26 protein-coding genes are annotated in these 26,562 nt (G+C 59.8%); 12 read left to right on the top strand and 14 right to left on the bottom strand.

Features of this window, described 5'->3' with window-relative positions; all coding sequences use genetic code 11:
- The first annotated feature begins 114 nt into the window (after positions 1-114).
- Positions 115-1,419 carry a chloride channel protein gene (locus ACTQ1E_RS06565; protein WP_441565411.1) on the top strand — a complete coding sequence of 435 codons (1,305 nt, stop codon included), beginning with the start codon at positions 115-117 and terminating at the stop codon, positions 1,417-1,419.
- Between the two features lie 83 nt (positions 1,420-1,502).
- Here the strand turns inward: ACTQ1E_RS06565 and ACTQ1E_RS06560 are convergent, their stop codons facing one another.
- From ACTQ1E_RS06560 to ACTQ1E_RS06540, 5 genes are all read right to left on the bottom strand, one after another.
- Positions 1,503-2,240: an SAM-dependent methyltransferase gene (locus ACTQ1E_RS06560; protein ID WP_427747524.1), complete on the bottom strand. Its 738-nt coding sequence runs from the start codon at positions 2,238-2,240 to the stop codon at positions 1,503-1,505.
- A 257-nt stretch (positions 2,241-2,497) separates the two neighbouring features.
- Positions 2,498-3,373 (bottom strand): EamA family transporter, encoded by an 876-nt coding sequence (locus ACTQ1E_RS06555; protein WP_441565409.1) that lies wholly within the window; start codon positions 3,371-3,373, stop codon positions 2,498-2,500.
- Between the two features lie 450 nt (positions 3,374-3,823).
- A complete protein-coding gene (locus ACTQ1E_RS06550; protein WP_441565407.1) occupies positions 3,824-4,522 on the bottom strand; it encodes an ABC-2 transporter permease in 699 nt (232 codons plus the stop codon).
- Positions 4,519-5,400, bottom strand: a complete 882-nt coding sequence (locus ACTQ1E_RS06545; protein ID WP_441565405.1) for an ABC transporter ATP-binding protein — start codon at positions 5,398-5,400, stop codon at positions 4,519-4,521. Before ACTQ1E_RS06545 ends, ACTQ1E_RS06550 begins: the two co-directional genes overlap by 4 nt.
- 23 nt (positions 5,401-5,423) lie before the next feature.
- On the bottom strand, positions 5,424-5,804 hold the full coding sequence (locus tag ACTQ1E_RS06540; protein ID WP_370450620.1) for a GntR family transcriptional regulator: 381 nt from the start codon (positions 5,802-5,804) through the stop codon (positions 5,424-5,426).
- A gap of 471 nt (positions 5,805-6,275) precedes the next feature.
- Here ACTQ1E_RS06540 and ACTQ1E_RS06535 point away from each other — a divergent pair, with 471 nt between their 5' ends.
- From ACTQ1E_RS06535 to ACTQ1E_RS06525, 3 genes are all read left to right on the top strand, one after another.
- Positions 6,276-7,889 carry a peptide chain release factor 3 gene (locus ACTQ1E_RS06535; RefSeq protein ID WP_441565403.1) on the top strand — a complete coding sequence of 538 codons (1,614 nt, stop codon included), beginning with the start codon at positions 6,276-6,278 and terminating at the stop codon, positions 7,887-7,889.
- A gap of 156 nt (positions 7,890-8,045) precedes the next feature.
- Positions 8,046-8,768, top strand: a complete 723-nt coding sequence (locus tag ACTQ1E_RS06530; protein ID WP_441547913.1) for a VUT family protein — start codon at positions 8,046-8,048, stop codon at positions 8,766-8,768.
- Between the two features lie 9 nt (positions 8,769-8,777).
- Complete coding sequence (locus tag ACTQ1E_RS06525) at positions 8,778-9,458, top strand: SDR family NAD(P)-dependent oxidoreductase (protein WP_441565401.1); 681 nt, start codon at positions 8,778-8,780, stop codon at positions 9,456-9,458.
- 50 nt (positions 9,459-9,508) lie between these two features.
- Here ACTQ1E_RS06525 and ACTQ1E_RS06520 read toward each other — a convergent pair whose 3' ends face one another.
- A complete protein-coding gene (locus ACTQ1E_RS06520; protein WP_154516983.1) occupies positions 9,509-10,234 on the bottom strand; it encodes a uracil-DNA glycosylase in 726 nt (241 codons plus the stop codon).
- An 11-nt stretch (positions 10,235-10,245) separates the two neighbouring features.
- Between ACTQ1E_RS06520 and ACTQ1E_RS06515 the strand changes: the two genes are divergently transcribed.
- Positions 10,246-10,539, top strand: coding sequence for a LysR family transcriptional regulator substrate-binding protein (locus ACTQ1E_RS06515; RefSeq protein WP_441537611.1), 294 nt, complete (start codon positions 10,246-10,248; stop codon positions 10,537-10,539).
- Between the two features lie 27 nt (positions 10,540-10,566).
- Here the strand turns inward: ACTQ1E_RS06515 and ACTQ1E_RS06510 are convergent, their stop codons facing one another.
- Positions 10,567-11,949 carry an MATE family efflux transporter gene (locus ACTQ1E_RS06510; RefSeq protein WP_441547910.1) on the bottom strand — a complete coding sequence of 461 codons (1,383 nt, stop codon included), beginning with the start codon at positions 11,947-11,949 and terminating at the stop codon, positions 10,567-10,569.
- A 178-nt stretch (positions 11,950-12,127) separates the two neighbouring features.
- Between ACTQ1E_RS06510 and ACTQ1E_RS06505 the strand changes: the two genes are divergently transcribed.
- Positions 12,128-12,943: a putative RNA methyltransferase gene (locus ACTQ1E_RS06505; protein WP_441565399.1), complete on the top strand. Its 816-nt coding sequence runs from the start codon at positions 12,128-12,130 to the stop codon at positions 12,941-12,943.
- Between the two features lie 129 nt (positions 12,944-13,072).
- On the opposite strand, the gene ACTQ1E_RS06500 is transcribed toward ACTQ1E_RS06505, so the two are convergent.
- Positions 13,073-13,474, bottom strand: coding sequence for a hypothetical protein (locus ACTQ1E_RS06500; RefSeq protein WP_154516995.1), 402 nt, complete (start codon positions 13,472-13,474; stop codon positions 13,073-13,075).
- A 440-nt stretch (positions 13,475-13,914) separates the two neighbouring features.
- Between ACTQ1E_RS06500 and ACTQ1E_RS06495 the strand changes: the two genes are divergently transcribed.
- Entirely contained in the window at positions 13,915-14,619 is a 705-nt protein-coding gene (locus ACTQ1E_RS06495) for a class I SAM-dependent methyltransferase (RefSeq protein ID WP_427794261.1), read from the top strand.
- A 48-nt stretch (positions 14,620-14,667) separates the two neighbouring features.
- Here ACTQ1E_RS06495 and ACTQ1E_RS06490 read toward each other — a convergent pair whose 3' ends face one another.
- On the bottom strand, positions 14,668-14,964 hold the full coding sequence (locus ACTQ1E_RS06490; RefSeq protein ID WP_427747514.1) for a hypothetical protein: 297 nt from the start codon (positions 14,962-14,964) through the stop codon (positions 14,668-14,670).
- A gap of 77 nt (positions 14,965-15,041) precedes the next feature.
- Between ACTQ1E_RS06490 and ACTQ1E_RS06485 the strand changes: the two genes are divergently transcribed.
- Positions 15,042-15,530: an N-acetyltransferase gene (locus ACTQ1E_RS06485; RefSeq protein WP_154517003.1), complete on the top strand. Its 489-nt coding sequence runs from the start codon at positions 15,042-15,044 to the stop codon at positions 15,528-15,530.
- A 118-nt stretch (positions 15,531-15,648) separates the two neighbouring features.
- On the opposite strand, the gene mscL is transcribed toward ACTQ1E_RS06485, so the two are convergent.
- Positions 15,649-16,074 carry a large conductance mechanosensitive channel protein MscL gene (mscL, locus tag ACTQ1E_RS06480; RefSeq protein ID WP_154517006.1) on the bottom strand — a complete coding sequence of 142 codons (426 nt, stop codon included), beginning with the start codon at positions 16,072-16,074 and terminating at the stop codon, positions 15,649-15,651.
- 245 nt (positions 16,075-16,319) lie between these two features.
- On the opposite strand from mscL, the gene ACTQ1E_RS06475 reads away from it, so the two are divergent.
- The 3 genes from ACTQ1E_RS06475 to ACTQ1E_RS06465 all read left to right on the top strand — a co-directional run bounded on the left by ACTQ1E_RS06475 (position 16,320) and on the right by ACTQ1E_RS06465 (position 22,041).
- Positions 16,320-18,323, top strand: a complete 2,004-nt coding sequence (locus tag ACTQ1E_RS06475; RefSeq protein ID WP_441565397.1) for a GTP-binding protein — start codon at positions 16,320-16,322, stop codon at positions 18,321-18,323.
- A 93-nt stretch (positions 18,324-18,416) separates the two neighbouring features.
- Positions 18,417-19,535 carry an AAA family ATPase gene (locus ACTQ1E_RS06470; protein WP_441565395.1) on the top strand — a complete coding sequence of 373 codons (1,119 nt, stop codon included), beginning with the start codon at positions 18,417-18,419 and terminating at the stop codon, positions 19,533-19,535.
- 10 nt (positions 19,536-19,545) lie between these two features.
- Complete coding sequence (locus tag ACTQ1E_RS06465) at positions 19,546-22,041, top strand: excinuclease ABC subunit UvrA (protein ID WP_441565393.1); 2,496 nt, start codon at positions 19,546-19,548, stop codon at positions 22,039-22,041.
- Positions 22,042-22,152: 111 nt separating this feature from the next.
- Here ACTQ1E_RS06465 and ACTQ1E_RS06460 read toward each other — a convergent pair whose 3' ends face one another.
- The 4 genes from ACTQ1E_RS06460 to ACTQ1E_RS06445 all read right to left on the bottom strand — a co-directional run bounded on the left by ACTQ1E_RS06460 (position 22,153) and on the right by ACTQ1E_RS06445 (position 25,217).
- On the bottom strand, positions 22,153-22,752 hold the full coding sequence (locus ACTQ1E_RS06460; RefSeq protein ID WP_427719338.1) for a tRNA (cytidine(34)-2'-O)-methyltransferase: 600 nt from the start codon (positions 22,750-22,752) through the stop codon (positions 22,153-22,155).
- Between the two features lie 98 nt (positions 22,753-22,850).
- Entirely contained in the window at positions 22,851-23,981 is a 1,131-nt protein-coding gene (locus ACTQ1E_RS06455; protein ID WP_441016553.1) for a GTP-binding protein, read from the bottom strand.
- Between the two features lie 86 nt (positions 23,982-24,067).
- Positions 24,068-24,409: an arsenate reductase family protein gene (locus ACTQ1E_RS06450; RefSeq protein ID WP_055252194.1), complete on the bottom strand. Its 342-nt coding sequence runs from the start codon at positions 24,407-24,409 to the stop codon at positions 24,068-24,070.
- A gap of 184 nt (positions 24,410-24,593) precedes the next feature.
- On the bottom strand, positions 24,594-25,217 hold the full coding sequence (locus ACTQ1E_RS06445) for a flavodoxin family protein (RefSeq protein ID WP_427728306.1): 624 nt from the start codon (positions 25,215-25,217) through the stop codon (positions 24,594-24,596).
- Positions 25,218-25,475: 258 nt separating this feature from the next.
- Between ACTQ1E_RS06445 and ACTQ1E_RS06440 the strand changes: the two genes are divergently transcribed.
- Positions 25,476-26,345, top strand: a complete 870-nt coding sequence (locus tag ACTQ1E_RS06440) for a patatin-like phospholipase family protein (protein ID WP_441016556.1) — start codon at positions 25,476-25,478, stop codon at positions 26,343-26,345.
- The last annotated feature ends 217 nt before the right edge of the window (positions 26,346-26,562 follow it).

Genomic DNA, 26,562 nt, shown 5'->3' with positions numbered 1-26,562 from the left:
GTCCCGCTGTGGCCCCCGGTGGCTCCGTTTGCAGCGCAGACGGTTGGCTCGTCTGGGCCACACTCGCTCTACAATAAAACGTATCTATGTCGACTTTGACCGCGGGAGGACCCGATGGATAAGCTCGCTAAACCCACAAACCGCGCGCTGTTTTTAGTTAGCGTTGCCGTGACCGGTGCGTTCGCAGGTGCCGCGGTCTGGCTGTTCTTTTTTGTGATGGAGCACGGCATCGACTATCTATGGACCGAGATTCCGCACGCACTGGGCGTCGCTTCGCCCGAGCTCGCCAGCGGCCCGTTTGGCTTTCTGCCGTACCCGTTTTTTGTCTGCCTGCTGGGCGGCCTGTTAATCGGTCTGTACGAAAAGATGACAGACACCAAGACCGATAACCTCAATCAGGTGATGGCTAAGGTCAAGCAAGATGGGCGCTACCCGTACGACAATCTGGGCAAGCTTTCGCTTGCGGCATTGCTGCCGCTGCTGTTTGGCGGAAGTATTGGACCGGAGGCCGGCCTGACCGGCGTTATCGCGGGCCTGTGCAGCTGGGTCGGCGACCGCATGCGTCGCTTTGGCGCCGAGTTTAGGGAGCTCACGCTGCTAGGTACCCAGGCTGCCCTGACGGCGCTCTTTACCGCGCCTGTCTTTGGCTTTGTGGCGCCGCTCGCCGGTAGCGCCGACGGCCAGGGCGAAGATGCCGACGATGAGTCCGCGTCCGACGAGATCACCATCAAGCTGCCCAAGGCGCAAAAGACCGTGGTCTATGGCATTGCGATTGCCGGCGGTCTGGGCACTTACCTGTTGCTTGGCCAGCTCGTGGGCGGCGGCATGGGCATGCCCAGGTTCGAGTCCGCCGAGGTGGGCAACCTGGAGCTTGCCTGGCTCATTCCGCTGGCGTTGCTCGGCACCGTTTGCGGTTGGCTGTACTTTGCCTCCGAGCACGCGAGCGAGGCGCTGTCCCATGCAATAGGGGAGCGTCCTGTCGTCAAGGCCATGATGGCCGGTCTGGCGCTCGCCATCTGTGGCACGCTCTTGCCCTACACCATGTTTGCCGGCGAGACCCAGGCCGATGTGCTCATGGAAACCTATCTGACCATTCCCGCCGGCGTGCTTATCGCGACCGGTCTTGTCAAGGCTATGCTGACCCCCGCCCTCATCAATATGGGCTGGCGTGGCGGTCACTTCTTCCCGGTTATCTTCTCGGGCGTAAGCCTGGGCTATGGCCTTGCCATCCTCACCGGCGCCGATCCGGTCTTTTGCGTCGCCGTCTGCACGGCATCGACGATGGGCGCCGTCATGCGCCAACCCGTTATGGTCGTGGGCCTGCTGCTCATGTGCTTCCCGCTCAAGGGCATCGTCTGCATGATCATCGCCGCAGCCATCGCCGCCGGCATTCCGCTGCCCAAGCCGCTGCGCAAGTAGCATATTGCGCTTTGCGTTTGTTCAGAACTCGTTTTGAAGAAGCCGCGCGAGGCCATTTGTTTACGGCCTTGCGCGGCTAATGTTTAGAGCTTCCTCAGCACAATGGCGATGGTGTTGAGGTATTCGAGCGCGCCGGCTTCAACGGCAGCGCGGTCGCCTGCTGCGTACTCGTTGTCGCAGGCGAGCCAGTCTTTCCATGCTTCGTCCGTGCAGAGCATAGGCTGCATCGAGACAATCTCGACGCCAGGGGTCGGCTCGATCATGGCGCGCCACCAGGCTATGTCGTGCATATAGTCGAGCTGCTCGGGTGTCCAGGATTTGAGCAGGCAAACGGGCAGGTTGTCGTGGCAGTCGCGAACCATGCCGGGGATGCTTAAGTAGAGCATCCCGCCTTGCTTTACGTAGGGGAGTAGGCGCTCACCCAGATAGTGTGGGTCACGGCCGTAGTAGTTGTACGAGTCGATACTTACGACCGCATCAAAATAGTCGTGCTCAAACGGCAGCCCCTGCGAGGCGTCTGCCTTAACAGGGTGAATCGTGTCGCGCGAGATACCGAGCGAATCGAAGAACGCACGGTTTTCGACGGGGTCGCTCCACAGATCGACGGCGTAGGTGTCAAACCCGTATTCGCGGGCGAGTAGGGCGCTGGTGATACCGGTGCCCGATCCAAGGTCGCAGACGCGGACGCCGCAGGGGATATGCACATCGCGAAGCAGCTCTTCGCAGAGCTTGAGGGGATTGGGGCCCATAATCTTAGAGCGTACGAGTGTCGCGCCGAAGCTAGTTGCTTTTGGGAAGGATTGAGATTCCTGGGTTTGCATTGTTCTTTCCTATCAGGTGCAAAAATGGCAGATGACGGAGGCGGAACGGCGCAACAAACCACGGCCGTTGGACGGCCGTTTTCGTGGTTCTATGCGATTGACCGTTCCCTAAAGAACAATGACCAAAAAGACATCCCCTTGGATGATCGAGACTGAGCCGAGGCCCGTGACGTTTATATTGTAAAACGTCACGGGCGTGCCGGGATATGCCGTTTGTCACGGATTTGCGAGCGTCTAGATCTCGCTTGGCATCGGCGCTATTTCCAAATCGCGAGCGCGGCGGTGCCCAGGACGATGAAGGCGAGACCGATGGCGCTGCGCCATGAGAGTTTTTCGTTGAATGCCAGGCGCGCAAATAGTACCGATACGACAATCGATAGTTTGTCGATCTGCACCACGACGCTCACCTGGCCTGTGGCGATGGCGTAGTAGCACAGCAGCCACGATGCGCCAGTCGCAATGCCCGATGCCGCGAGAAATACGAGTTCGTAGCGGTCTACGTGCACGGCTTGGCCCATCTTGCCTTTAGCTGCCACGATTGCCCATGCCATAACCAGTACCACACAGGTACGGATTGCCGTGGCCAGGTTGGACTCGACGCCTTCGATGCCAACCTTGGCAAGGATGGACGTGAACGCCGCGAACACGGCGGCGCCGAGGGCGTAAGCGAGCCAGGTCCGGTCTTGCTGCCGCTCGGGTCCGGCAGACTGCTTCTTCTCGATCATTAAAAACGTGCCGAGGGTGATGACAGCGGTTCCCACGAGCTTAACCGCAAGGTTGCTCGTCTCGCCAAAAAGCACGATGGCGATCAGTGCGGCGAGTACGGTGCTCATCTTGTCGACCGGTACGACCTTATTGACGTCTCCGATGCCCAACGCCTTAAAGTAACAGATCCACGAAGCACCGGTAGCGAGTCCCGAGAGGACGAGAAAGAGCCAAGATCTGGGCTCGATGCTGCCGATGGTTCCAATGGATCCAGAAATGCCCGCCATTGCCCAGGCGAAAACGAGCACCACGCAGGTGCGAATGGCCGTCGCGACATCGGAGTCGGTATGCTTGATGCCGCATTTGGCCAGGACTGATGTGACGCCGGCAAAGAAAGCCGACACAAATGCTGCTGCGACCCACGACACGGGTGAAATGCCTCCCCAAAGAACGACCGCGCCAGATTTACGGCGCTCGTCCGATGATACCGTCCCGCCATGAAGCTTTGATATCGCTGTGGTGAGACAGGGGACATAGTTCGAGAGGGCATTTGGTTAAGGCTCGAATCGAAGGTGAATGGTTTTCCGCGAAGTGAACGAGTAAATCTGGACCCCTGGAACATGTACACTTTTTTCGAACAAAACTGCAGGATTCTTAGACAAAAACCGCAGGAATTGAGTCCTTAAAAATGTCGATGCTACAGGGCACTGTTTTTACTCGTTCACTTCTCGGAAAAGTATTCACCTTCGATATGCTGACGGTGTCTTTTTGGTTGCCAAGAACTAGACGGCCTGCCGTGAAGGGCGGTGGTGACGCTATGCCGCCTCGTTTCATTGAAAAAATAAGCGGGGTACCACCTAAGCTTTTTTAGCCGTCGATTACAGATCGCGTACTCGATAAACCTTGGTGCTGACAGCGCAGCTGATTACACATAGTGCGAGCGCCAGTACTGCAGTTCCTGCGCACAGACAGCCAAGAACGGCGGGATCGGGATTCGCCCCGGCAATCGACATGAGCCAGTTGCTGATGGGGTTGGAGGAGCTTAGCGTGGCCATGGCAAGGCATCCGAGCAGGGCAAACAGGCCAACGGATAGGCGCAGCGCCTCCATGTGTCCAAATCGAAAGAACAGCGGCTGCGCCAAAAACACCATCATGAGGGAGATAAGCATCGATGCTGCCGAGGCGATTGCGATTTCAAAGACCGTCTGTCCCGTCGAAGGAATGCCCGCGCTGTTGAAGAGCGGGATGGCGACGATACTCAAAAGCGTGGCGGCGCACGTCATGACGGCCGAGAAGACAACGATGCTCAGGTAGCGTGCGCAGATGATGTCTTTGCGCGAGAGGGGCAGCGTTGCCCGATAGCGCTCCCATCCGTTTTGATTGTCGAAGCCTGCCAGCGAGCTCATGACCATGATAGGCGACATGGCGCTGAGCGCGCAGGCGCCGGCACTCATGCCGGAGTCGCCACCTGACGTGTTGGCGAGGGTCAGCACAACGAATATGAACAGGCCGACGCCTGCTATGCTTGGGACAAGCGTGCGAACGATGGCGAGCTCGGACATAAAGGCGCGTTTCATTTCGAAGCCCCTTTCAGCATGAGGCGTAGATAATCGTCAATGGTTGCCCGATCGCAGGGAATCTCGGGGAAGGCCTCGAGCGTTTCGCGACGGTTGGGCACGAGCACGTCCACGCTATAAGCGTGGTGGGCGGCACGGGCGCCTTCGACGCAAGCCAAAAGCTCGGCGGCCTGCGCTTGGGTACAGTGGGCGATGCCGGCGCGGTCGGTAATGTCCTCGCGCGGCAGGTCAAACACAATCGAGCCGTTATCGATGCAAATGATGCGGTCGGCAGCGCGATCGAGGTCGGACGTAATGTGGCTCGAGAGCAGCACGCTGCGCTGGCCGTCGGCGACAAAGGCAAGCAGCTCATCGAGCAGCTCCTCGCGTGCCATGGGATCAAGACCCGCGGTGGCTTCGTCCAAAACGAGCAGCTTGGCCTTGTGACTGAGCGCACAGGCAAGCTGCAGCTTCATGCCCATGCCGCGGGAGAGGTCCTTGACCTTTGCCTTGGGATCAAGGCCAAATCGGTCGATGAGGCTGGCGAAGGTGTCGTGGCTCCAGGTGGGGTACGCCGGGCTTACGAGTGCCTCAACTTCGGTCACCTTGAGTGTGGAAGGGAAGGGGCATGTGTCCAGCACGAGGCCGACACGAGTGCGCAGACAACGCTGCGCTTCACCGGGCGCGTCGGCGCCGCAGTGCTGCCCAAACAGGTGCACCTCGCCGGCATCGAGCTTTATAAGCCCGAGCGCGGCGCGAATGGTCGTTGTCTTGCCGGCGCCGTTTGCGCCCACAAAGCCAACAATCTGGCCGGGCTCCACGGCGAGCGTGACATCGCGTAGTGAAAAGCGGTCGCTTACAGCGCGTGAGATGCCTTTGAGTTCAAGCAAGTTTTGCATGGTATAGCCTTTCTTGCAGATGGCTACTGCATGGTTTCGGGGGCTACCAGGTCGAGCATTTCGTGCAGTTTGTCGCGCGTGACGCCCAAGGCTTCGGCTTGGCTCGCCGCTTTCGCAAGCAGGTCTTCGATATGGCAGAGCTGGTTTTCGCGCAAGAGCTCCTGGTTGCCCTCGGCGACAAAACAGCCCTTGCCCTGCACGGTGCAGATAAACCCGAGTTGCTCTAGGTCGGCGTAGGCGCGCTTGGTGGTGATGACGCTCACACCCAGGTCGCTCGCGAGTGCACGGATGCTGGGGAGTTTGGCTCCCGCAGCGAGCGTGCCCGATAAGATCTGAGCTTTGACTTGCGAGGTTATCTGCTCGTAGATGGGCTTGTCGCTCGAATTGGATAGGATGATGTCCACAGCGGCTCCTTAGCTGTTGGGCTACACGTGTATATAACCGGTAAACACAGTATATATACACTATGCACAGTTACGCAAGAGGCAAATAAGGATTGTCCGCTCGTTCATTCATCTCAATCTGTAACATCTGGAACCGATTTGGACGGCTACCTGTTACAGATTGAGATTTTGCTGGTGGGCCCCACCTGGTTGTCTCAATCTGTAACAACTGGAGAAGTTTTTGGCTGCTAGATGTTACAGATCGAGATCTTTCTGGGACGCCCGCCTGTTTGTCTAAATCTGTAACAGGTAGAGGTTCAAAAACCGTCTAGATGTTACAGATCGAGACAAACTGCTGCGGAGTGCCGTCATCGACTGCTACACAGGCCCCAACTGATGAATTTGTCCTGACAGGCGCCCTAGAGTGAGATTTCGCGGCTACAATAGTGCGGTTACAACGACGTAATGCACTCAATGCAAGAAAGGATCCGCATGGCAAGCCTGTCGGATGAAATTTCGTCGCGCCGCACATTCGCGATCATCAGCCACCCGGATGCCGGTAAGACCACGCTTACCGAGAAGCTGCTGCTCTATACCGGCAGCATCCAGACCGCCGGCTCGGTCAAGGGCAAGAGCTCGGCCAAGCATGCCGTCTCGGACTGGATGGACATCGAGAAGGAGCGCGGCATTTCCGTCACTTCCTCGGTGCTGCAGTTCACTTACAACGGCGCCTGCGTCAACATCCTCGATACCCCCGGTCACCAGGACTTTTCGGAGGATACCTACCGTACCCTTATGGCCGCTGACGCCGCAGTCATGGTCATCGACGGCGCCAAGGGCGTCGAGGCCCAGACCAAGAAGCTCTTTAAGGTCTGTACGCTGCGCCACATTCCCATCTTCACCTTTGTGAACAAGCTCGACCACGAGGCTCGCGATCCGTTTGAGCTCATGGAAGAGATCGAGAATGTCCTGGGCATCAATACGTATCCCATGAACTGGCCGATCGGCAGCGGCCGCAATTTCCGCGGCGTGTTCGATCGTCAGACCCGTCGCGTCATTGCCTTTGAGGGTGACGGTCACGCCAACGCCACCAAGAAGGTCGCCGAGGTCGAGGCCGAGCTGGGCGATTCTTCCATGGATGAGCTCATCGGCGAGGAGAACCATAAGAACCTGATGGACGACATCGAGCTGCTCGATGGCGCCGGCGACGAGCTCGACTTGGATGCCGTGGCCTGCGGCAAGCTGAGCCCGGCGTTCTTTGGCTCGGCGCTTACCAACTTTGGCGTGGAACCCTTCCTTAAGGAGTTCCTGCGTCTGGCCCCGACGCCGCGTGCCTATACCGATACGCTTACCAGTGAACCGGTCGATCCCTGCCGCGACGACTTTAGCGGCTTTGTGTTTAAGATCCAGGCCAACATGGACAAGAACCACCGCGACCGCATCGCCTTTGTGCGCATTTGCTCGGGTAAGTTCGAGCGCGGCATGGATGCCTTCCACGTGCAGGGCAACCGCAAGCTTAAGCTTGCCACGGGCACGTCGATGATGGCCGACGACCGCGCCATCGTGGACGAGGCGTACGCGGGCGATATCGTGGGCCTGTTCGACCCGGGTATCTTTAGCGTCGGCGACACCGTGTGCTCCGGCAAGCGCCATGTGCAGTATCCGCAGATTCCGACGTTTGCCCCCGAGATGTTCGCTCGCATTACGCAGGTCGACACGCTCAAGCGCAAGCAGTTTGTCAAGGGCATGGAGGAGCTTGCCCAGGAGGGCGCCATCCAGATCTTCCGCGAGCTGGGTGCCGGCATGGAGAGCGTCATCGTGGGCGTGGTCGGCGTGCTACAGTTTGAGGTACTCGAGCGCCGCCTCAAGGCCGAGTACCGTGTTGAGGTTCGTCGCCAGCCGCTGCCCTATACGGACATTCGCTGGATCCAGAACGACCCCGACACCATCGATATCCCGGGCCTTTCGCTCACGCGCGACACGCTGCGCGTCGAGGACATGCGCGGTGGCAAGCTGTTGCTGTTTACGAGCCCGTGGAACGTGGATTGGGCAACCGACCACAACCCCGACCTTATCCTGTCGGAGTTTGGCAACGTAGCCTTTTAACGCATCGGCGCGGTGGCCCTGCGGGGCTGCCGCGCTGCCTGCTTGCCTGATGCCGCGTGAGCGGCTATCATGCCCACCGTCGCCTCAAGACCGGGGCGTCCGAGCAGTTCGGGTCCGATATCCTGCTCGTTAAACCTAAAACCAAAGGAGTACATAATGATCAAGAAGGTCATGGAGGACTACAAGGTCCTGTTGCGGAGCATTCCCGCGGCAACGGTTTCGCTGTTTTTCGTGAGCGTTATCATGATGAACCTGCTGGCCAACAAAGAGCTCATCAGCCTGCCGTATCTGGCACTCGATTGCGGCTTTGTGGTGAGCTGGGTCTCGTTTTTGTGCCAGGACATGATCTGCAAGCGCTTTGGCGCCAAGGCATCCATCAAAATCTCTATCCTCGCACTGGCGGTCAACCTTGCCGTGAGCCTGTGCTTTTGGGCGTGCTCGCTCACGCCCGGTATGTGGGGCGCCTACTACGACACGGGCATGATCGAGGTCAACACCGCCCTTAACGCCACTATCGGCGGCACCTGGTACGTGGTGCTGGGCTCTTCGCTGGCAATGCTCGCTTCTGCCGTGGTTAACTCCACGCTCAACCAGTCGCTCGGCCGTATGCTCAAAAAGAATAACTTTGCGAGCTTCGCCTTCCGCTCCTATGTGTCCACGGGTGTTGGCCAGTTTATCGACAACCTGGTCTTTGCCATTGTGGTGAGCCACACGTTCTTTGGTTGGACCTGGGTGCAGGTCCTTATGTGCTCGCTGACCGGCGCTGTTGCCGAGCTGCTGTGCGAGGTCTTCCTGAGCCCCGTGGGCTATAAGGTCGTGCGCGGCTGGGAGCGTGAGAATGTGGGCGCCGAGTACCTCAAGCGCCACGCAACCGCCTAAGGAGCAAGTATGCGGGTTTTGATCACGGGCGCTTCGGGCGGTATCGGAGCCGCGTGCGTGCAGCGCTTTTTGGACGAGGGCCACGAGGTCGTGGGCTTTGATCTGCTGCCGGCGGCGATCGAACACGAACGCTACCGCCATCTGGTCGTTGATGTACGCGAGCCTGACTCGTTTCCAGGCGACCTTGAACCCCAAGTGATCGTGAACGTTGCGGGTACGCAGGATTCGGTCGACGATATCGCCGCCAACCTGCGTGGCACCATCAACGTGACCGAGCGCTACGCTTTTGTGGGGGAGGGGCTTGTCGCCAAGCCGGCGCCCGCTATCAAATCCGTGGTCAATGTGGGGTCGGCGAGTGGGCATACGGGGTCGGAGTTTCCCGCCTATGCCGCCAGCAAGGGCGGCGTTATCGCCTACACCAAGAACCTTGCAAACCGCCTGGCACCGCAGGCCATCGCCAACAGTGTGGACCCGGGTGGCGTTATCACGCCGCTCAACCGTTGCGTGATGGAAGACGAGCACCTGTGGAACCAGATTATGGAGCTCACGCCGCTTAAACGCTGGGCTACCGCCCAAGAGATTGCCGAGTGGATCTACTTTGTGGGCGTGACCAACCGGTTTATGACCGGGCAGAGCCTGCTCATTGACGGTGGCGAGGCCGGCCGCACACAATTTATTTGGCCCGAATAGGAAACGCGCCCGATGGAAAGCCGTCGGGCGCGTTTTTGATGTATCGATTTTTAGCCGAGACAAGTCCAGTTGACGGGGGTCGAGCCGTGCTGTTCGAGTAGCCGATTGGCTGCCGAGAAGGGTCGCGACCCCATAAAAGCGGGGAGTTCTGCCGTGGCACGGTTGGCCGAAAGCGGCGAGGGGTGCGTGGAGGCAAGGCAGAACTTGCCGGTTGTTTTGCCCGCGTCGATTGCGGCGAGCTTGCCCTCAACCATCTGCTGGGCAAAGCGACCCCATGCCAAAAAGACTACCGGTTGGGGTAGCTGGCAGCAGCGTTCGATAACGTAGTCGGTGAGCGTACTCCAGCCCAGCTTGGCGTGTGAGTTCGCGGCATGCTCGCGCACGGTGAGCGTAGTGTTGAGGAGCAGGACGCCCTGTTGTGCCCATGGCGTCAGATCTCCCGTGGCGGGAATGGGACAACTCAGATCGGCTTTGAGTTCCTTATAGATGTTGCGCAGGCTTGGCGGCAACTTGGTTTGCGTCGCGGGGACCGAAAACGATAACCCCATGGCCTGGTTGGGTCCGTGATAGGGGTCTTGGCCCAAGATGACAACTTTGACCTGGTCGGCCGGCGTGTAGGCGAGGGCATTGAGGATGTCGTCTTGTGCCGGGTAGATGGTCTGCTCGGCACGCAAAAGGGCGATGCGCTCGAGCAGCTGGTTCGTAGTGTCACGTACCGGCTGCGGCGCATCGTCCAACCAAGTTGCTATGTTGCGGTCACGAGTTGCGGTGTCCATGGAGCTCCTTTATGGCAAATGCTATGTTGGCATCTATTGTAAAGGCGCACCGGTTGCCTTTATGCCGCGGCTGTATGAGGGGCGAGTCCACCGCCGTCTACACCATTATGGCGATGGTGGAGGAGGGCCTGGGCGTGAGCATGCTGTATCGCCGTACCGTTGAGGGCATGCAGGCCGATATTCGCGTACGTCCCATCGTGCACGCTCCCTCACGCGACGTAGTGGCGGCCTGGCGCAGCTGGGACACCATGCCTATCGCCACGAGGCGCTTTATCGACTATATGAGCTCGCATATTGTCAATTAATGACTGGCGTGGCGTTGAGTGCGGTGTTTAGCAGGCTGTCGCTTTGGCTTGGGTGGCGCGATAGGTGCGTGCCGGGTGGCAGAGTAGTACCGCCACGACCATAAAGAACGCCGTGGTGCCCAGGCTGATGGGGTAGACCATCATGATGTTCGCAAAGGTGCGGAAGTGCGGGAACACGCAGAATACCCAATAGAAGCGGATGCCGCAGACGCAGATCATGGTGATAAGGGCGGGTATGAGCGAGATACCAAAGCCGCGCAGGTAGCCGGACATGTTCTCGTAGAACATGCTAAAGGCATACGCAGGGAAGATCGAGCACACGCGGATATAGCCGATCGAGACGATGTTGGGATCGCTGTTAAAGAGCGACAAGATCTCGCGCCCCAGGCCGACAATAACAATAATCGTGGTGAGCGCGACGATACCGCCTTCGACCAGGCAGACCTTGAGCGTTTTGGTGCAGCGGTCGATCTGGCGGGCACCGTGGTTTTGCCCCACAAAGGTGGTGCAAGCCTGGCTAAAGCTGTTGAGCAGGTTGTAGCACACGTACTCCAGGCTCATGGCGGCGCTCGAGGCCGCCATGACCTCGGTGCCCAGGCTGTTGATGGCGGACTGGATGATGATGTTGGCGACGGCAAAGACGGCGCTTTGGATGCCGGCGGGCAGGCCGATCTTGACGATGCGCTTGAGGGCGACGGGGTCGATAGCAAGGTCGCGCGGGGTGACGCGGACGACGGAGTCGGTCTTGAGCAGGCGGATAAAGAGTGTAGCGGCGCTGACGGTGTAGGCGATGACGGTGGCGATGGCGACACCCGCGACGCCCCAGTGGAGTACGGGGACAAAGATGAGGTCCAGGCCAATGTTGAGGACGGTGGACACGGCAAGCGCTTGCAGCGGCATGCGGGTGATGCCGACGGAGCGGAAGATCGCGGCCTCAAAGTTGTAGAGCAAGATTGAGGGCATGCTGAGCAAAAAGACGCGTAGATAGAGCGAAGCGAGCGGCATGGTCTCGGCGGGAACGTTGAGCGCGGCGAGCATGGGCTCGGCAAAGATCTCGCCCAGAGCGATGACGACAAAGCCCACGAGCGCCATTAAAATCGAGGTATGGACGGCGCGTTTGACCATATTCTGATCGTTGCGGCCGATAGCGTTGGCGATGACCACGTTGGAGCCAAGCGACATGCCAATAAACAGGTTGAGCATAAGGCTGGTAAGCGGAACATTGGAGCCGACTGCCGCCATGGCGAGGGTTCCCTGGTCGCCCGAGAAGTTACCGATAATGACCGTGGCGATGAGGTTTGACAGCTGCTCCAAGATGCTCGTGGCGGCCACGGGCAAGGCGAACAGTGGGATATTGCGCCACAGCGAGCCGGTGGTCATGTCGATGTGCTTAGATGCGGTATCAGCCATACGCTCTCAATCTCTAACGTGCTATTTCGTGCTTATTTGCGCAGACGATGATACTCCTAATCACCTAGTCATTGGGGGCGTTCTTAAACGACTAGTCATTCAAGAACGTCCCCAATGACTAGGTGGGGAAGGCGTGCGACAATGGTGTACGTTGTGTTGTTCGCGCTAAGGAGTTGCCATGTTGTTGTGTCCCGTTTGCCATGAGCCGTTGGTGGACGACGAGCGCGGTGCTGCATGCGCGGGCGGACACCGGTTTGACCGTGCGCGCGAGGGTTATCTATATCTGCTACGTTCGTCCAAGAGCGGCGACTCCATGGGCGATCCCAAGTCGCAGGCACGCAGCCGTCGTGACTTTTTGAACCGTGGCTACTATGCGCCGCTGCGCGATGCAATGGTCGAGCTGGTGCGCAAACGGGTTTCTGGGCGTGCTGCGTCTACAGGCGGTCCCATGACGCTGCTCGATATTTGCTGCGTTGAGGGTTACTACACCAGCGCGATGGGCGCGGTGCCGGGCGTGGACGCTTATGGCTTTGACCTGGGCAAAGAAATGGTACGCCTGGCCGCCAAGCGTGGCGATGCGACCTATTTTGTGGCCAACATGAAAGACATCCCAGTGGCCGATGGCGCCTTCGATATGGTGACCGAGCTCTTTGCTCCCTTTAACGAGCGCGAGTTTGCCCGCGTGTTGGCGCCGGAGGGTTCGCTCTACACCGTGGTGCCGGGTGCCCGTCATCTCTTTGGGCTCAAGGAGGTGCTCTACGACACGCCGTACCTCAACGACGAAAAGCTTCCGAAGACGATGGAGCTTAAACTGGTCGGCACACAGCGGGTGTCCGCGAATATTACGCTCCAGACCCAGGCCGACATCGAGGCGGTGTTCCAGATGACGCCGTACTACTACCGCACACGCCCTACCGACAAAGAGCGCCTGGCAAACCTGGACACCCTTAAAACCGACATCGACTTCATCATTGCCGAGTACCACCACAGCTAACCAATCTGCCAAAAAGGGACAGGTTTATTTTGGCAGGTTTTATCTGGGCAAATGTAAAGGGCCGACCGCGTTACTGCGCGATCGGCCCATGTTAGTTGCTTGGCTGCAGGGGTTATGAGAAGCGAGTGCCTACAGGCGGTCCTTGTTCTCGGCCTTAACGGCGTGCGCCTGCTGAACAAAGAACAGGTCGTAGACCACGATGACAAAGGCACCGATATTGACGGCGCTGCCGCCGAGTGCGGGAAGCGTGAGCACGGCCTGCGCAATCGTGGCGATTGCGGCAACGATGCCGAGCTTAAACGCGCTATCCACCTGCGAGGGCTTGTTGGCGCCCTTGATGCCCGCAACACCTGCGGAAAGATCGACAATGCCCTTGACGACAAGCACGACCGCGGCGAGCATGGCGTTCGACCCGTACGTGGAATCGAGGCTGCCCCTGGCGATACCGATACCGGCGATGACGAGGCTGGCGATGCCCAAAACAAAGTAGACGAGGGCAAGGATTTTGAGAGTCTTGCGAGCGGAGCTCATGGCTGGTCCTTTCGATACGAGTACGCCGATCTGGCGTAGCCCATGTGCTGCACATATGGTGAAGCACATTGTAGTTCAACGCAGCGATGCGTGCGCCTGAAAGCGCTTTGAGCCCGCGCAGCCCAATCCTACCTTTCAAAAAGGAAAGCTGGACGTAAGCCAAATCGATGGCAGCTCATGTGCGGCGCTGCGATGATGAGACCGTAACAAGGAGCTGTTCTTAAGGAGGAGCCATGATGTACGGAGCAGGGCGAGTGCATGAGCCGCGGTCGTTGGGAAGACGCATGGGCGATTCTGTGATCGCTGCCGTGTGCACGGGATTGATGGCGGTGCTTTGCATTGGGATGCTGTGGGCCATGTCGCATGTGGGACAATAGCGGACGGTTGGGTGCTGGCATAAACGGCGCTCACGTATTCATTTTGCTTGTTAAGGAGTACCCATGGGCGTCGTCGATCCCTTTTCTGTTGCTCGGGCCGCGGGGCTTGAGCTGATCGGGAAGTCCGCGGGCCTCACGCTCACCGACGGCACGATGGAGCTGCGTGCCGATTTTGTCCGCATGCTGCCACGGCTCAAACAGGGTCGTCTGCAGCAAGAGCTGTTGGTAAAGGCTGCGCGCGCAAAAGGCGTCGAGTGCCCATGGGCGATTGATGCCACGGCAGGCTTTGGCGAGGATTCGCTGCTGCTGGCGGCTGCGGGCTTTACCGTCGATCTGTATGAGCAGGATTGCGTGATCGCGGCGCTCCTCAAGGATGCCTTGGATCGCGCGGCAGATAATCCGGCGCTTGCGACTGCCGTGGCCCGCATGCGCTTACATGCGGGCGAGGACAGCATTGCCGGCCTTCACCATATAACTGAGTTGATCGGGCAGGGCGAGCTCACCGCTCCCGACGTGGTGTATCTGGACCCCATGTTTCCCGAGCGCACAAAGAGCGCGGCGGTTAAAAAGAAGTTCCAACTCTTGCATCATCTGGAACAGCCGTGTGCCGATGAGGAGACGCTGGTCGAAGCTGCGCTTGCGGTGCGCCCGCGCAAGGTCGTTATCAAGCGGCCGGTGAAGGGGCCGCTGCTTGCTGGCGTTAAGCCGAGCTATCAACTTGCGGGCAAGGCCGTTCGTTACGATGTTTTGGTGCCGCCGCGCCCGTAGCTTGCGTGCGATGGTTGGCGCTCCGTCAGTGCCGTGCCGATGCGGGGCCTATTTCCAAGGGTGCGACGTCAGGTGCCAGCCGCCGCAGTATTCGCATTTGTAGCAGGCCAAACCACGCCGCCCGCGGTTTTCGCAGTCGGCCATAACGGCCTCGGCCTCGGCGCGTGTGTCGTAACGGTTTTTGCGCTCGCACGACTTGTAGCGCCAGGCTTCATCGCGCTCGGCGTTCAGGGCGTCGCGGCGCTCGTCCTCGCGCGCAAACAGGTCGCTCATAGCGCCACCGGTGGCAGCGCCCAAAAACTCGCTTTTGGCCTTTGACCAGGCGGCTCGCTTTTTGCTTCCCATCTGCTTCTCGCCCCTCTTCAAACGCTGGTATCATAGCTCAATCAAAGTGATACCAATAAACGTGAGGTCGCCGCGTGATGATCAGAAAAACCCTCGATACCGACATTCCCGCCGTCATGGCTATCTATGACGCGGCCCGTGCCTTTATGCGCGCGCATGGCAACGCCACGCAGTGGCCCGAGGGCACGCCTTCTGCCGAGCAGCTGGCTGCCGATATCGCCGCCGGTGGTAGCTATGTGTTCGAAGTCGACGGCCGCGTGGTGGCGACGTTTGCCTTTTTACCGGGCCCGGACGAGTGCTATGACGTAATTGAGGACGGGCAATGGCGTAGCGACACTCCGTACGCCGTGCTGCACCGTGTGGCGTCCGACGGCACCGTGCACGGTATCGCGGCTGCGATGTTCGCCTTTGCCAAAGAGCGTGCCGACCATCTGCGTATCGATACGCATCGGGACAACCTGCCCATGCAGGGCGCGAGTATTAAAGCGGGGTTTGAGCGTGCCGGCGTCGTGTATGTGTCGGACGGCACGCCGCGTGTTGCGTTTGACTGGCTGCGCGAGGCATAAGAGCGGGGGCGCGTATCTACGCTCCAAGTAAGCGAAAATGGCCCCGGGTGGGGCCATTTTTGATCGCTGCGCTGTTTTGCAAGGTGGTAGATGCCGCTCGCTGTCGGCTCTAAGGCACCTACGCTCGGGGCAGCTCGCTTCCGCAGTGGCAACACTTGGTCGCGCCTTCGTGCACCTCTTCCAGGCAATACGGACAGACGGGCGCCGGTGCGGCTTCCTCGGCGGTGGCACCGGCGAGCCTGTCGCCGATTTCCTGCGCCTTGTTGAATGCCTTGACGATGGCAAAGACGATTGCCGCCACAATCAAAAAATTGATGCACGAGCCGATAAAGGCGCCAAAGTCGATATTAGTGCCCGGCACCACCAGCCCCGAGATCTCGGTAGCGCTACCGCCGGCAATCACGGAGATAAGCGGGTTGATGATGTTATCGGTAAGTGAGGTCACGATGGCGGTGAATGCGCCGCCGATAATCACGCCGACGGCCATGTCCATCACGTTGCCGCGATTGATGAATTCCTTGAACTCGTTGAGCAATGTCTTCATGGTGACTCCTCGCTGTTGTGGGGTTCGCGTTGTTGCCGCCCCGGATGAGCTCGGGCAGGCAAAAAGGGGAGGTGCCGGCTTTCGCAAGGCGCGAACCTACGAAAATCGCCGCACGGCAACGCGGGGCGATGAGCTCGGTCGGGGGATAGGGCCCGCTTCGCCCGCCGGCCCGTAAATTGTATCATCCAGTGTGGAATGAGAGCGCCCGTTTCCGCGTGCGACGGGCTTGCAATAAGAGGAGAGCCATGTCGAAGCAAGCGGTCGTTGGAATCTTGGCGCATGTCGATGCTGGCAAGACCACGCTGGCCGAGGCCATGCTGTTCAATGCGGGTCGCATTCGTAAGCGCGGCCGCGTGGACGATGGCGATTCGCATCTGGACACTAACGCGATCGAGCGCGAGCGCGGCATTACGATTTTCTCGTCGCAGGCCGTGCTCGACCACGGTGATACCCGCGTCATGCTCGTGGATGCACCGGGGCATGTCGATTTTTCTGCCGAGGCGGAGCGCACGCTGCGCGCACTCGACTACGCGATTTTAGTTGTGGGCGCCAACGACGGCGTGCAGGGGCACACCGAAACCCTGTGGCGCCTGCTTGCACGCTATGACATCCCGACGTTCATCTATATCAACAAAATCGATTTGGAGAATCCCGGCCGCGATGTTTTGCTGGCACAACTTGGGCGGCGTCTTTCCGAAGGCTGCCTGGATGCCAACGAACTGCTGGAGGGCGGCGCCGTTCAGGAGGACGCTGCAGCGTTGGACGAGGCGGCGCTCGAGGAGTTTCTTGAGGCAGGTGAGCTTTCCGTCGCAACGCTGTCGCGCATGGTTGCCGAGCGCAAGCTCTTTCCCTGCTTTGCCGGCTCGGCGCTCAAGGACCAGGGCGTGAGCGAGCTGCTGGATGGCATATGCGTGCTGATGCGCGAACAGATATGGCTTCCGGAGTTTGCCGCGCGCGTCTATCGTGTCAGCCGCGGGGATCGCGGCGAGCGCTTGGCATGGGTTAAAGTGACCGGCGGCACGCTGTGTGCAAAACAGATGATCAGCGGACGTTCCGGTGCCGAGGTATGGGAGCAGAAGGTCGATCAGGTGCGCATCTATAACGGCGAAAAGTATGAGCTTGCCCAAGAAGTTGCTGCTGGCGGTATTTGTGCCGTGACGGGTCTTGCGCACGTTCGCCCAGGGGACGCCTTGGGTGCGGAGCCCGTGTGTGATGCGCCCGTCATCGCTCCGGTCCTCACCTATACGGTGCTTCCGGGCGAACACGATGTCCATGCGGTGTTTAAAGCGCTGACTGAGTTGGCGGACGAAGACCCCATGCTCGGCGTAAGCTGGAATACTCATCTGGAGCAGATTCACCTGCAGCTGATGGGCGCCGTGCAACTCGAGGTCGTGCAGCGGGTGTTGGCCGATCGCTTTGGCCTTTCGATTTCGTTTGAGCCCGGCGGCATTCTCTATAAGGAGACCATTTCGCAGCCGGTCGAGGGCGTGGGCCACTTTGAGCCGCTGCGCCACTATGCCGAGGTGCATCTGAGCCTGGAGCCGTTGCCAGCGGGTTCGGGCGTGCAGTTTGGCACCGTGACTTCGACCGACGAGCTCGATCTTAACTGGCAGCGTCTGGCGCTCACCAACGCCATGGAGCGCGATCACCTGGGCGTGCTGACCGGCTCGCCCATCACCGATGTGCGCATTACGCTCACAGGCGGCCGTGCACATGCCAAACACACCGAGGGCGGCGACTTTCGCCAGGCCACGTACCGCGCGATTCGCCAGGGGCTCATGCAGGCGCGTGAGGCCGGCGCGGCGGTGCTGTTGGAGCCGTGGTATCGCTTTGAGCTCGAGGTGCCGGGGGAGTGTGTGGGCAGGGCGTTGTCAGACGCCACGCGTATGGGAGCCGAGTACGAGCCGCCGACGATGGCGGGCGAACGGGCAAAGCTTGTGGGTCGCGTGCCGGCATCCGAGGTGCAGGATTATGCGCTGGAGGTGGCCGCTTACACGAGCGGTCGCGGGCATCTGTACCTGGAGTTTGCCGGTTATGCGGCATGCCATGATGCCGAGCGCGTCATCGAGACTGTCGCCTATGAGCCCGAGGCCGATCTACCCAACACGCCCGACTCGGTCTTTTGCTCTCACGGCGCCGGCTACACGGTCAAGTGGTACGACGTCCCCGAGGCAGCCCACGTAAAGGTCGATCCCGCCACCTTCCGCCCCTGGCGAGCGGCGGACGTCGAGTTTTTCGGCCATAGGTGATAGAGGGTCAGTCTCTTTGTCGCATCCTGTTGGTATAACTCGGTATAAGTTGGTATAACTGTTACTAGGGTTTGCCAATCCGAGGAGGCCGACATGAATCCAAATCCCTTTAAGCCCACGGCTGGCAAGCGGCCTCCGATACTCATCGGCCGCGAGTCGGTCATCGAAGATTTCGAGGAAGGGCTCGATAACGGCGCCGGAGCTCCGGGCAGGCTCATGCTCATTACGGGAAACCGCGGCTGTGGCAAAACAGTTCTCTTGCGGGAGCTGCAGCGTTTAGCTAGCGAGCGCGGATGGGCGGTTGTCTCCGATTCCGCTTCGCTTGGCCTATGCGACCGCTTGGCCGACGCGCTTCGCTCGAATAAACCCGTTGTGACGTCAATGGAGTTTGGTCCGTCGTTTGGCCGAATGTCGGTCGAGGCGGCGCGGGCAAAAGGCGAGACGTTGCGCGGGTTAGTCAACGAACGCCTCAAGAAACTCGGGCCGGGAAAGGGCTTACTGTTTGCGATTGACGAGGCCCAATCGGCATCTATCGAGGAGCTGGCGGCGCTGGCCGTTCTCTATCAGCAGGTGCTCGGAGACCAGGATGCTACGGGCTTGCCCGATAGCGACCAGCGCGGTCTTGCGCTGGTTTTTGCCGGCTTGCCCAGCATGGTTGATGACTTGCTCGAAGAGCCGAGCGTAACGTTTTTGCGCCGCGCCCAGCAGCGTACGCTGGGGGCGATTTCTTTGCCCAAAGTGCGCGATTCATATATCCAGACGGTCAAAGGCACTGGTCTTTGCGTTGATGCGGAGACGGCGGACCTTGCGGCGCGCAAGAGCATGGGGCATCCCTATATGGTTCAGCTGGTGGGATATTACATGTGGAGGTCTGCTGTCCGGCGTGACTCGCGGGTCATTGAAGTGTGCGATGTCGAGGCTGGGCACACGGATGCCATCTCCGAGTTCTATGAAGCAGTCGACGCCCCTTTGTATTACGGGTTGCGCAGTCCGCAGCGCCTCTTTATCGAGGCCATGGCGGCTGATGGGGGCAAGCCGACGCGCATGGCTGACATCATTGAGCGCTGCGACCGCACCCAAAGCTGGGCGAGTAAATATCGCGCAAGCCTGATTCGCGAGCGCGTCATCGAGGCTGCCGGATACGGCCTCGTCCGGTTTACCGTGCCCATGCTGGGCGAGTACATTCGCGACCGCGTTTTATGGCATGAGTAGGGTGATAAAGGTGACGGAACAGAAGATGAGCCCGCAGGCTATAGAGGTACGTGGCGCGCGTGTGCACAACCTCAAGGACATCGATATCGATATTCCGCTGGGAAAGCTCGTGGGTATTGCTGGCGTATCGGGTTCGGGCAAGAGTTCGCTGGCACTGGGCGTTCTTTACGCCGAGGGCTCGCGTCGCTACCTGGAGGCGCTTAGCACCTATACCCGCCGCCGTCTGACGCAGGCCGAACATGCCCAAGTGGACGAGGTGCTGCACGTACCGGCGGCGCTCGCATTGCATCAACGCCCCAGCGTGCCGGGTGTGCGCTCGACCTTTGGTGCCATGACCGAGCTCAACAATAGCCTGCGTCTGCTCTTTAGCCGTTGCGCCCATCACGTGTGTCCGCACTGCGGGGCGCGCGTGGAGCCGAGCCTTAACGTGGCCGCGGGCCTGTCGCTCACGTGCCCCGAGTGCGGCCGTGAGTTCTACGCGCCGGGTGCCGAGGACCTTGCCTTTAACAGCGGCGGCGCGTGTCCCACCTGCGGCGGTACCGGTATCATGCGCGAGGTGGACGAGGCGAGCCTGGTACCCGACGAGTCCAAGACTATCAACGAAGGCGCGGTGCTTCCTTGGGGCACGCTCATGTGGGATCTGATGAAGCAGGTGGCAGGCGAGATGGGTGTGCGTACCGACGTGCCGTTTAACCAGCTCACGCCTCAAGAGCGCGACATTGTGTTTCACGGCCCGGCGGTTAAGAAACACATTCTCTACGTTCCCAAAAACGGCGAGGGCGCTACGCCGCTCGACTTCACCTATTACAATGCCGTCTATACCGTCGAGAACGCGCTCGCCAAGGTCAAAGACGATAAGGGCTTAAAACGTGTGGCGCGCTTTTTGCGCGAGGGGCCATGTCGTGACTGTGGCGGCACGCGCCTCTCCGAGGCTGCGCGCCAGCCCCAGGTGCGCGGTATCAATCTGGCGCAGGCCGCGGCCATGACGCTGGGCGAGGCGGTTGAGTGGGTGCACGGGGTGCCCGCATCCTTGCCGCCCGAGATGCGGCCCATGGCGATGGATATCTGCGATTCGTTTTTGAGCGCGGCCCGTCGCCTGGTCGATCTGGGTCTCGACTACCTTTCGCTCGATCGCGCCGGCGCCACGCTCTCCACGGGCGAGCGTCAGCGCGTGCAGCTCGCCCGCGTGGTGCGCAACCGATCGACGGGCGTGCTCTATGTGTTGGACGAGCCTTCGATTGGCTTGCATCCTGCCAATGTCGACGGCTTGGTGGGCGTGATGCGCGATCTGGTGGATGACGGCAACACCGTGGTTGTTGTCGACCACGATACGCGCGTACTGGCGGAAGCTGACTATCTGGTCGAGATGGGCCCCGTTGCCGGAGCTGGCGGCGGCAATGTAATTGCCGCTGGCACGGTGGACGAGGTCGAACAATCGCAGGGCAGCCGCATCGCCCCGTTTTTGCGCGCAGACCCCAAGCGTATGCGCCCGCAGGTGACTGACGACGAAATGTTCGACCAGGGCCACATCCGCATGGCAACCGATGCCATCCATACCGTCAAACCGCTCGAAGTCGATATACCGCGCGGTCGCCTTGTCGCGGTGACGGGCGTTTCGGGTTCGGGTAAGACGACGTTGGTGCTCGAGACACTCATCCCGGCGCTTAAGGCCCAGGCAGCTGGCGAGCGCCTGCCAAGCCATGTGCGCTGGGTCGACGCCGAGGGTATCGCACGCGCAAACCTGATTGACGCTACGCCTATCGGCGCCAACGTGCGCTCGACGGTTGCGACCTATGCCGACATCCATGATGAGCTGCGTCGCGCCTTCGCCCGTACGCCCGAGGCCAAGGCAGCCGGCTACAAGGCGGGTGCCTTTAGCTACAACACTGGCGCCTTGCGCTGCCCTACATGCGATGGCACGGGCTCGATATCGCTCGACGTGCAATTTTTGCCCGACGTCGAGATCATCTGCCCAGCATGTCGAGGCTCGCGTTACGCAGACACGGCTTCGCATATCCATCGCGAGGGCAAGGACGGGAGCAAGCTTACGTTGCCGCAGATCATGGACATGAGCGTGGACGAGGCTCTCGACGCCACGGTGGGGCTCAAGAAGGTTCAGGCGCGCTTGCTGACCTTGCACGACCTGGGCTTGGGCTATCTTACACTCGGTGAGCCCACGCCGGCGCTTTCGGGCGGCGAGGCGCAGCGTTTAAAGCTTGCGAGCGAGATGGGCCGCGTGCAGGACGATGCCGTATTCGTATTCGACGAGCCCACGATCGGCCTGCATCCGCTCGATGTTCAGGTGCTGCTGAACGTGTTTGACGGCCTCGTCGCCAAGGGCGCCACGGTTATCGTGATCGAGCACGATCTCGACCTTATCCGCAATGCCGATTATGTGATCGACATGGGGCCAGGCGGTGGCGATGCGGGCGGGCAAGTCGTCTGCGCCGGCACTCCGGCGGATATCGCTGCTTGCTCCAAGAGCATTACCGGCCGCTACCTATAGGCAAAGCGACAAAGGGGCAGCCCTTTGTCGCTTTGATGCCAAAACCAATTTCTCAAGGGTTAGAGGGTTTGAAAGTCTACCATTTCTGCCCCGTCCCCTAATGGCAGGTTTTTACATGCCGGCAAAGCCTGTCTGGCGCAGGGCTTCGTAGAGGACGATGGCGGCGCTGTTGGAGAGGTTGAGTGCGCTGATGCGGTAGTCGTCCGGATTGACGAAGTTGCCGCAGATATCCTGCCGAAGGATGGCCTCATGGCCGTCCTCGGTATGTCCGAGCGATTCCTCGTGGGCTTCCCAGGCCTCGGCGTTGTCGAGTGAGTCACAATCGCGCAGCATGGGGATGCGCTCGCAGCGCTCGGGCGCTGCGGCGAGCAGCCCTTCGGGAATCCCCGAGCTTTCGCTGCCAAAGACCAAATAGTCGCCGTCACGGTAAGTGCTTTGCGCATAGGTTCGGCGTGCCTTTTTGGTCAGCAGATGCAAGCGGTCGTCGGCGGGGGAAAGGTCATTGCGCGCAAGGAAATCCTCCCAGCTGGCATAGGTCGTCACGTCCAAGTTTTGCCAGTAGCCCAGGCCGGCGCGACGCACCGTTTTGTCGTCGAGCGAAAAGCCCAGTGGCTCCACCAGATGCAGGCGGGCGCCGGTGACCACGCAGGTACGGCCGATATTACCCGTATTGGCCGGAATCTCGGGCGCATACAGCACGATATTGAACATGAATCTCCTTGGCATAGAACGAAAAACCACCACGAAGGGGCAGTCGCCTTCGTGGTGGTTTGATGGTTACGTGGGCGGAAAACGCCCACTTGGATAGCCTAAGCGCGGTGCCAGTCGGTCAGGCAGGCATCAAGGGCGGCGATGAGCGCATCCTTGTCCATGTGACGGCCGATGATGCACAGGCTCGTCATGCGGTCGCCCGTCTCGTCGTCCCAAATCTGCATGATCTCGGGGTTCTCGTCGATGATCTTCTGCTTCTCGCCCTCGGGCGCCGAGTCAACGAACAAGCCGTTCTCCATCAGGCGCATCTGGCGGCCGGCCTGCTCGAACATGTAGCACATGTCCGGATCTCCGGTCTGCCACAGCGGACCCTTGACGCGAATGACCTCGTCGGGCCACTCCTGCTCAACAAAATCGGTGAACTTCTGCAGGTCAAACGGCTTACGGCGCGAGTACACAAAGGTCTCGATGTCGTACTCGAGCACCTCGGGGTCGTCGTGCTCCTCGGGATGCTCCATGGCCTCGATCCAGGCGGCGGAGTTGTAGGCGCGCATAAAGTCGAAGCGATCGGTATCGAGCAGCTCCTCCATGGGGACCTCGCCGTTTTGAGCCTCGACAATCACGGCGTCCTTCTGCAGACTGCGCACGATGGCCTTGAGCTCGGCGATCTGCTCAGGGCTCACGGTATCGGTCTTGTTGAGGATCAGCGTGGAGCAAAACTCGATCTGCTGGATGAGCAGGCTCTCGATGTCGTCCTCGTCGATATCCTCGGCCAGCAGGTCGCGACCGCCGTTGAACTCGTCGTACATGCGGGCGCAGTCGACCACGGCAACGATGTTGTCGAGCGCGAGCTTGGGTTCGCTGCCCACTTTGGCCTCGTCGCAGAAGCTCGAGATGGTGTAGGCGATGGGGATAGGCTCGCAAATACCGGAGGCCTCGATGATGATGTAGTCGAAATTGCCCGAATCGGCAATGCCCTGCAGCTGGTTGGCCAGGTCGTCCGAAAGCGTGCAGCAGATGCAGCCGTTGGTGAGCGGGATGAGGTCGTCGGTCTCGGAAAGGCCACCGTCGGCGATAAGGCTGGCGTCGACGTTGATCTCGCCGATATCGTTGACGATCACGGCGGCGCGGATACCGCCGTCGTTGGCGAGGATATGGTTGAGCAGCGTGGTCTTGCCGGCACCGAGGTATCCGGTAAGCATGATGATCTTCACGGGTTTGTTGGGCATGTGCCCTCCTTTGTTAGACATGGCTTACAGTAAAATCATATGCCAAACGCCTGCTCTTATACCCACGCGCCGGCAAATAACACAGGCTACTCCCAGGCTCCCCATACATCGGGGCAATAACCGACGGTGGCCTTTTTGCCGTTGCGCACGATGGGCTCGGCCAGTACCTGCTGATTCTCGAGCAGCTTATCAAAGCGCTGGCTGGGAGTGAGGTGCTGGATAAGTGCGAGTGTCTCCTCGTCCTTGGCTTTGGGGTTGAGCAGCTTGTCGATGCCGCCGACCGCCTGCATCACGCTCGTGAGCTCGCCTTTGCTCATCTCCTTTTCCTTAAGGTCAATAAACTGCACCTTAATGCGGCGCTCCTTAAAATAGCGCTGGGCCTTCTTGGTGTCGAAAGACTTTTTGGTGCCGAAGATTTGCACGTTCATAGCATGTTCCGCCGTTCTAACGAACGGCGGTCACCTCGACGCTGCAAAGCCATCTGATGGGCAATCTGCCTTTCAATCGTCGGGCGCGGGCAACAGCCCAGCGCCCTCCTCTTTCAAGGCACCTTGCCTCATCAGCTGGCTTTTCGCTGACATTGATAGAACATCGAGGTGACCACCGCTGGACTTATCGAATGAAGTTGGTGCGCTCGCGATCGGCTTCGGGCGCGCTGATGCCGGCGGCCTGTCCTGCTTCGATACATTGCAGGAGCCAGGCCATGTTCTTGCCGATGTTGCGCATGGTGGCAAGGCCCTCGGCATCCCCATCGGCGTCGCCGGGCACGCGACCAAAGACGTTGTTCCAGTACGTGGAGGCGACCACGGGCATCTGGTTAATGGTGAAGTACTTGTTGAGCACATCGAAGGTGGTCGACGTGCCACCGCGACGGGCGACAGCGACCGCGGCGCCGGGTTTGTGCGCAAAGGCGTGCCCGCCCGCATAGAAGGCGCGGTCGAGGGCCGAAAGGATGCGTCCGCTGGGGTGCGCATAGTAGACGGGTGAGCCAAAGACAAAGCCGTCTGCCTGCTCAGCGGCAGCGATGAGCTCGTTCACCACGTCGTCGTCAAAGGTGCAGCGACCCCCAAGCTTGCCACACTGGCCGCAACCGATACAATCACGAATGGGCTTGGCGCCCAGCTGAAACACCTCGGTATCAATGCCTTCGGCATTGAGCTGCTCGGCGACTTCGGCGAGTGCGCGGGCGGTATTGCCGTTTGCCTTGGGACTGCCATTGACCAAAAGAACCTTCATCACAAACTCCCTCTGCTATCGGTGAATTCTGCTGAGAATTATCTCACGTTGCGTGCGATGACGTTGGCATGGTGCGGGCGATGTTTATCCCGCAACGTTCTTAAGGGCGTTCATGCCTAAGGCCATCTAGGGGCATTGCGGTACGGCATGGGGAATGCATTGGGAAACGTTCGATAAATGCTTATAAACACGTTTTTGACGGCATACGTTGACAGATATACTTGTTGAGTTCAAAAGCATGGGAACGGAGATGGTTGCATGGCACAGCCGGAGACATCACACACAGTGGGGCTTGCGCTCGAGGGAGGCGGCTACCGCGGTATGTATACGGCGGGCGTGCTCGACGTTTGGATGGAGCACGGTTTGACCTGCGATCATATGGTGGGTGTCTCGGCGGGCGCGGCGTTTGGCTACAACTTTAAATCGCGCCAGATCGGCCGCGCCATTCGCTACAACAAAGCCTATTGTGCCGACAAGCGCTATGCGAGCGTGACCAGCTGGCTGCGAACCGGCGATATGTTCAATGCCGATTTTGCCTATCACGAGGTGCCTATCGAGCGCGATCCCATCGACTTGGAGGCGTATCGCGCCTGCCCCATGCGATTTACGTGCGTGTGTACCGATATCGAGACGGGCAAGGCCGTCTATCACGATCTGCCGTATGGCGACGAGCGCGATATCGAGTGGATTCGGGCATCGTCGGCGATTCCCGTGGCGACCAAGCCCGTCTGGATTGATGGACATCGATATCTGGATGGCGGTGTGGCCGATTCTATTCCCAGCGCATGGCTGTTTGCGCAGGGGTATGACCGTAACATCGTGGTGCTGACGCAGCCGGCGGGCTTTGTGAAACAACCCAATAGCTTGATGCCTATGCTGCGCCGCGTGTTTCGCCGCTATCCAGAGTTTGTCGCGGCGCTTGAGCACCGGCACGAGGTTTATAACGCCACGCTCGATGACCTGACGCGTCGCGAGGCCGGCGACGAGGTTTTTGTGGTGCGTCCGAGCGAATCGGTGAAGGTGCCATCGCTGTGTCGTGAGCCAGAGGAGCTCGAACGTATCTACCAGGTCGGTCGGCGTGATGCGGAGGCCACGTTGCCCGCACTAGAGGTGTATCTGGGAGGGTAGAGCCACGGTCGCTGACTCGGCGGAAAGTGCATCTCAGAATGAGCCTTCGAAATGGGGCATAGTTTCCCATGGAGACCGCTCGGGAAAGCGTGCCCCACTTTTCGGCCGGGACTGCGGACAAAAAGTTGGACCGTTGAGGTCCGGAACGGAGTCCGCATGGCATACAGTAGGAGAATGGTGGAGAGGGCCAGGGCGCTTCGCGGCGCCGGGCTCACCG

Source organism: Collinsella sp. LCP21S3_C7 (assembly GCF_052118485.1).
Lineage (GTDB): Bacteria > Actinomycetota > Coriobacteriia > Coriobacteriales > Coriobacteriaceae > Collinsella.
The sequence above is the reverse complement of the archived record's forward strand: the minus strand, read 5'-3'. Positions and strand labels throughout refer to the sequence as shown.

Excerpts from the sequence above, each read along its gene's own strand:
- ACTQ1E_RS06460 (WP_427719338.1), bottom strand. The coding sequence starts at position 22,752 with ATGTTCAATATCGTGCTGTATGCGCCCGAGATTCCGGCCAATACGGGT.
- ACTQ1E_RS06535 (WP_441565403.1), top strand. The coding sequence starts at position 6,276 with ATGGCAAGCCTGTCGGATGAAATTTCGTCGCGCCGCACATTCGCGATC.
- ACTQ1E_RS06505 (WP_441565399.1), top strand. The coding sequence starts at position 12,128 with ATGTTGTTGTGTCCCGTTTGCCATGAGCCGTTGGTGGACGACGAGCGC.
- ACTQ1E_RS06450 (WP_055252194.1), bottom strand. The coding sequence starts at position 24,409 with ATGAACGTGCAAATCTTCGGCACCAAAAAGTCTTTCGACACCAAGAAG.
- ACTQ1E_RS06530 (WP_441547913.1), top strand. The coding sequence starts at position 8,046 with ATGATCAAGAAGGTCATGGAGGACTACAAGGTCCTGTTGCGGAGCATT.
- mscL (WP_154517006.1), bottom strand. The coding sequence starts at position 16,074 with ATGAAGACATTGCTCAACGAGTTCAAGGAATTCATCAATCGCGGCAAC.
- ACTQ1E_RS06455 (WP_441016553.1), bottom strand. The coding sequence starts at position 23,981 with ATGCCCAACAAACCCGTGAAGATCATCATGCTTACCGGATACCTCGGT.
- ACTQ1E_RS06510 (WP_441547910.1), bottom strand. The coding sequence starts at position 11,949 with ATGGCTGATACCGCATCTAAGCACATCGACATGACCACCGGCTCGCTG.
- ACTQ1E_RS06445 (WP_427728306.1), bottom strand. The coding sequence starts at position 25,217 with ATGAAGGTTCTTTTGGTCAATGGCAGTCCCAAGGCAAACGGCAATACC.
- ACTQ1E_RS06560 (WP_427747524.1), bottom strand. The coding sequence starts at position 2,240 with ATGCAAACCCAGGAATCTCAATCCTTCCCAAAAGCAACTAGCTTCGGC.
- ACTQ1E_RS06550 (WP_441565407.1), bottom strand. The coding sequence starts at position 4,522 with ATGAAACGCGCCTTTATGTCCGAGCTCGCCATCGTTCGCACGCTTGTC.
- ACTQ1E_RS06525 (WP_441565401.1), top strand. The coding sequence starts at position 8,778 with ATGCGGGTTTTGATCACGGGCGCTTCGGGCGGTATCGGAGCCGCGTGC.
- ACTQ1E_RS06485 (WP_154517003.1), top strand. The coding sequence starts at position 15,042 with ATGATCAGAAAAACCCTCGATACCGACATTCCCGCCGTCATGGCTATC.
- ACTQ1E_RS06565 (WP_441565411.1), top strand. The coding sequence starts at position 115 with ATGGATAAGCTCGCTAAACCCACAAACCGCGCGCTGTTTTTAGTTAGC.
- ACTQ1E_RS06515 (WP_441537611.1), top strand. The coding sequence starts at position 10,246 with ATGGCAAATGCTATGTTGGCATCTATTGTAAAGGCGCACCGGTTGCCT.
- ACTQ1E_RS06500 (WP_154516995.1), bottom strand. The coding sequence starts at position 13,474 with ATGAGCTCCGCTCGCAAGACTCTCAAAATCCTTGCCCTCGTCTACTTT.
- ACTQ1E_RS06475 (WP_441565397.1), top strand. The coding sequence starts at position 16,320 with ATGTCGAAGCAAGCGGTCGTTGGAATCTTGGCGCATGTCGATGCTGGC.
- ACTQ1E_RS06520 (WP_154516983.1), bottom strand. The coding sequence starts at position 10,234 with ATGGACACCGCAACTCGTGACCGCAACATAGCAACTTGGTTGGACGAT.
- ACTQ1E_RS06470 (WP_441565395.1), top strand. The coding sequence starts at position 18,417 with ATGAATCCAAATCCCTTTAAGCCCACGGCTGGCAAGCGGCCTCCGATA.
- ACTQ1E_RS06545 (WP_441565405.1), bottom strand. The coding sequence starts at position 5,400 with ATGCAAAACTTGCTTGAACTCAAAGGCATCTCACGCGCTGTAAGCGAC.
- ACTQ1E_RS06490 (WP_427747514.1), bottom strand. The coding sequence starts at position 14,964 with ATGGGAAGCAAAAAGCGAGCCGCCTGGTCAAAGGCCAAAAGCGAGTTT.
- ACTQ1E_RS06440 (WP_441016556.1), top strand. The coding sequence starts at position 25,476 with ATGGCACAGCCGGAGACATCACACACAGTGGGGCTTGCGCTCGAGGGA.
- ACTQ1E_RS06495 (WP_427794261.1), top strand. The coding sequence starts at position 13,915 with ATGGGCGTCGTCGATCCCTTTTCTGTTGCTCGGGCCGCGGGGCTTGAG.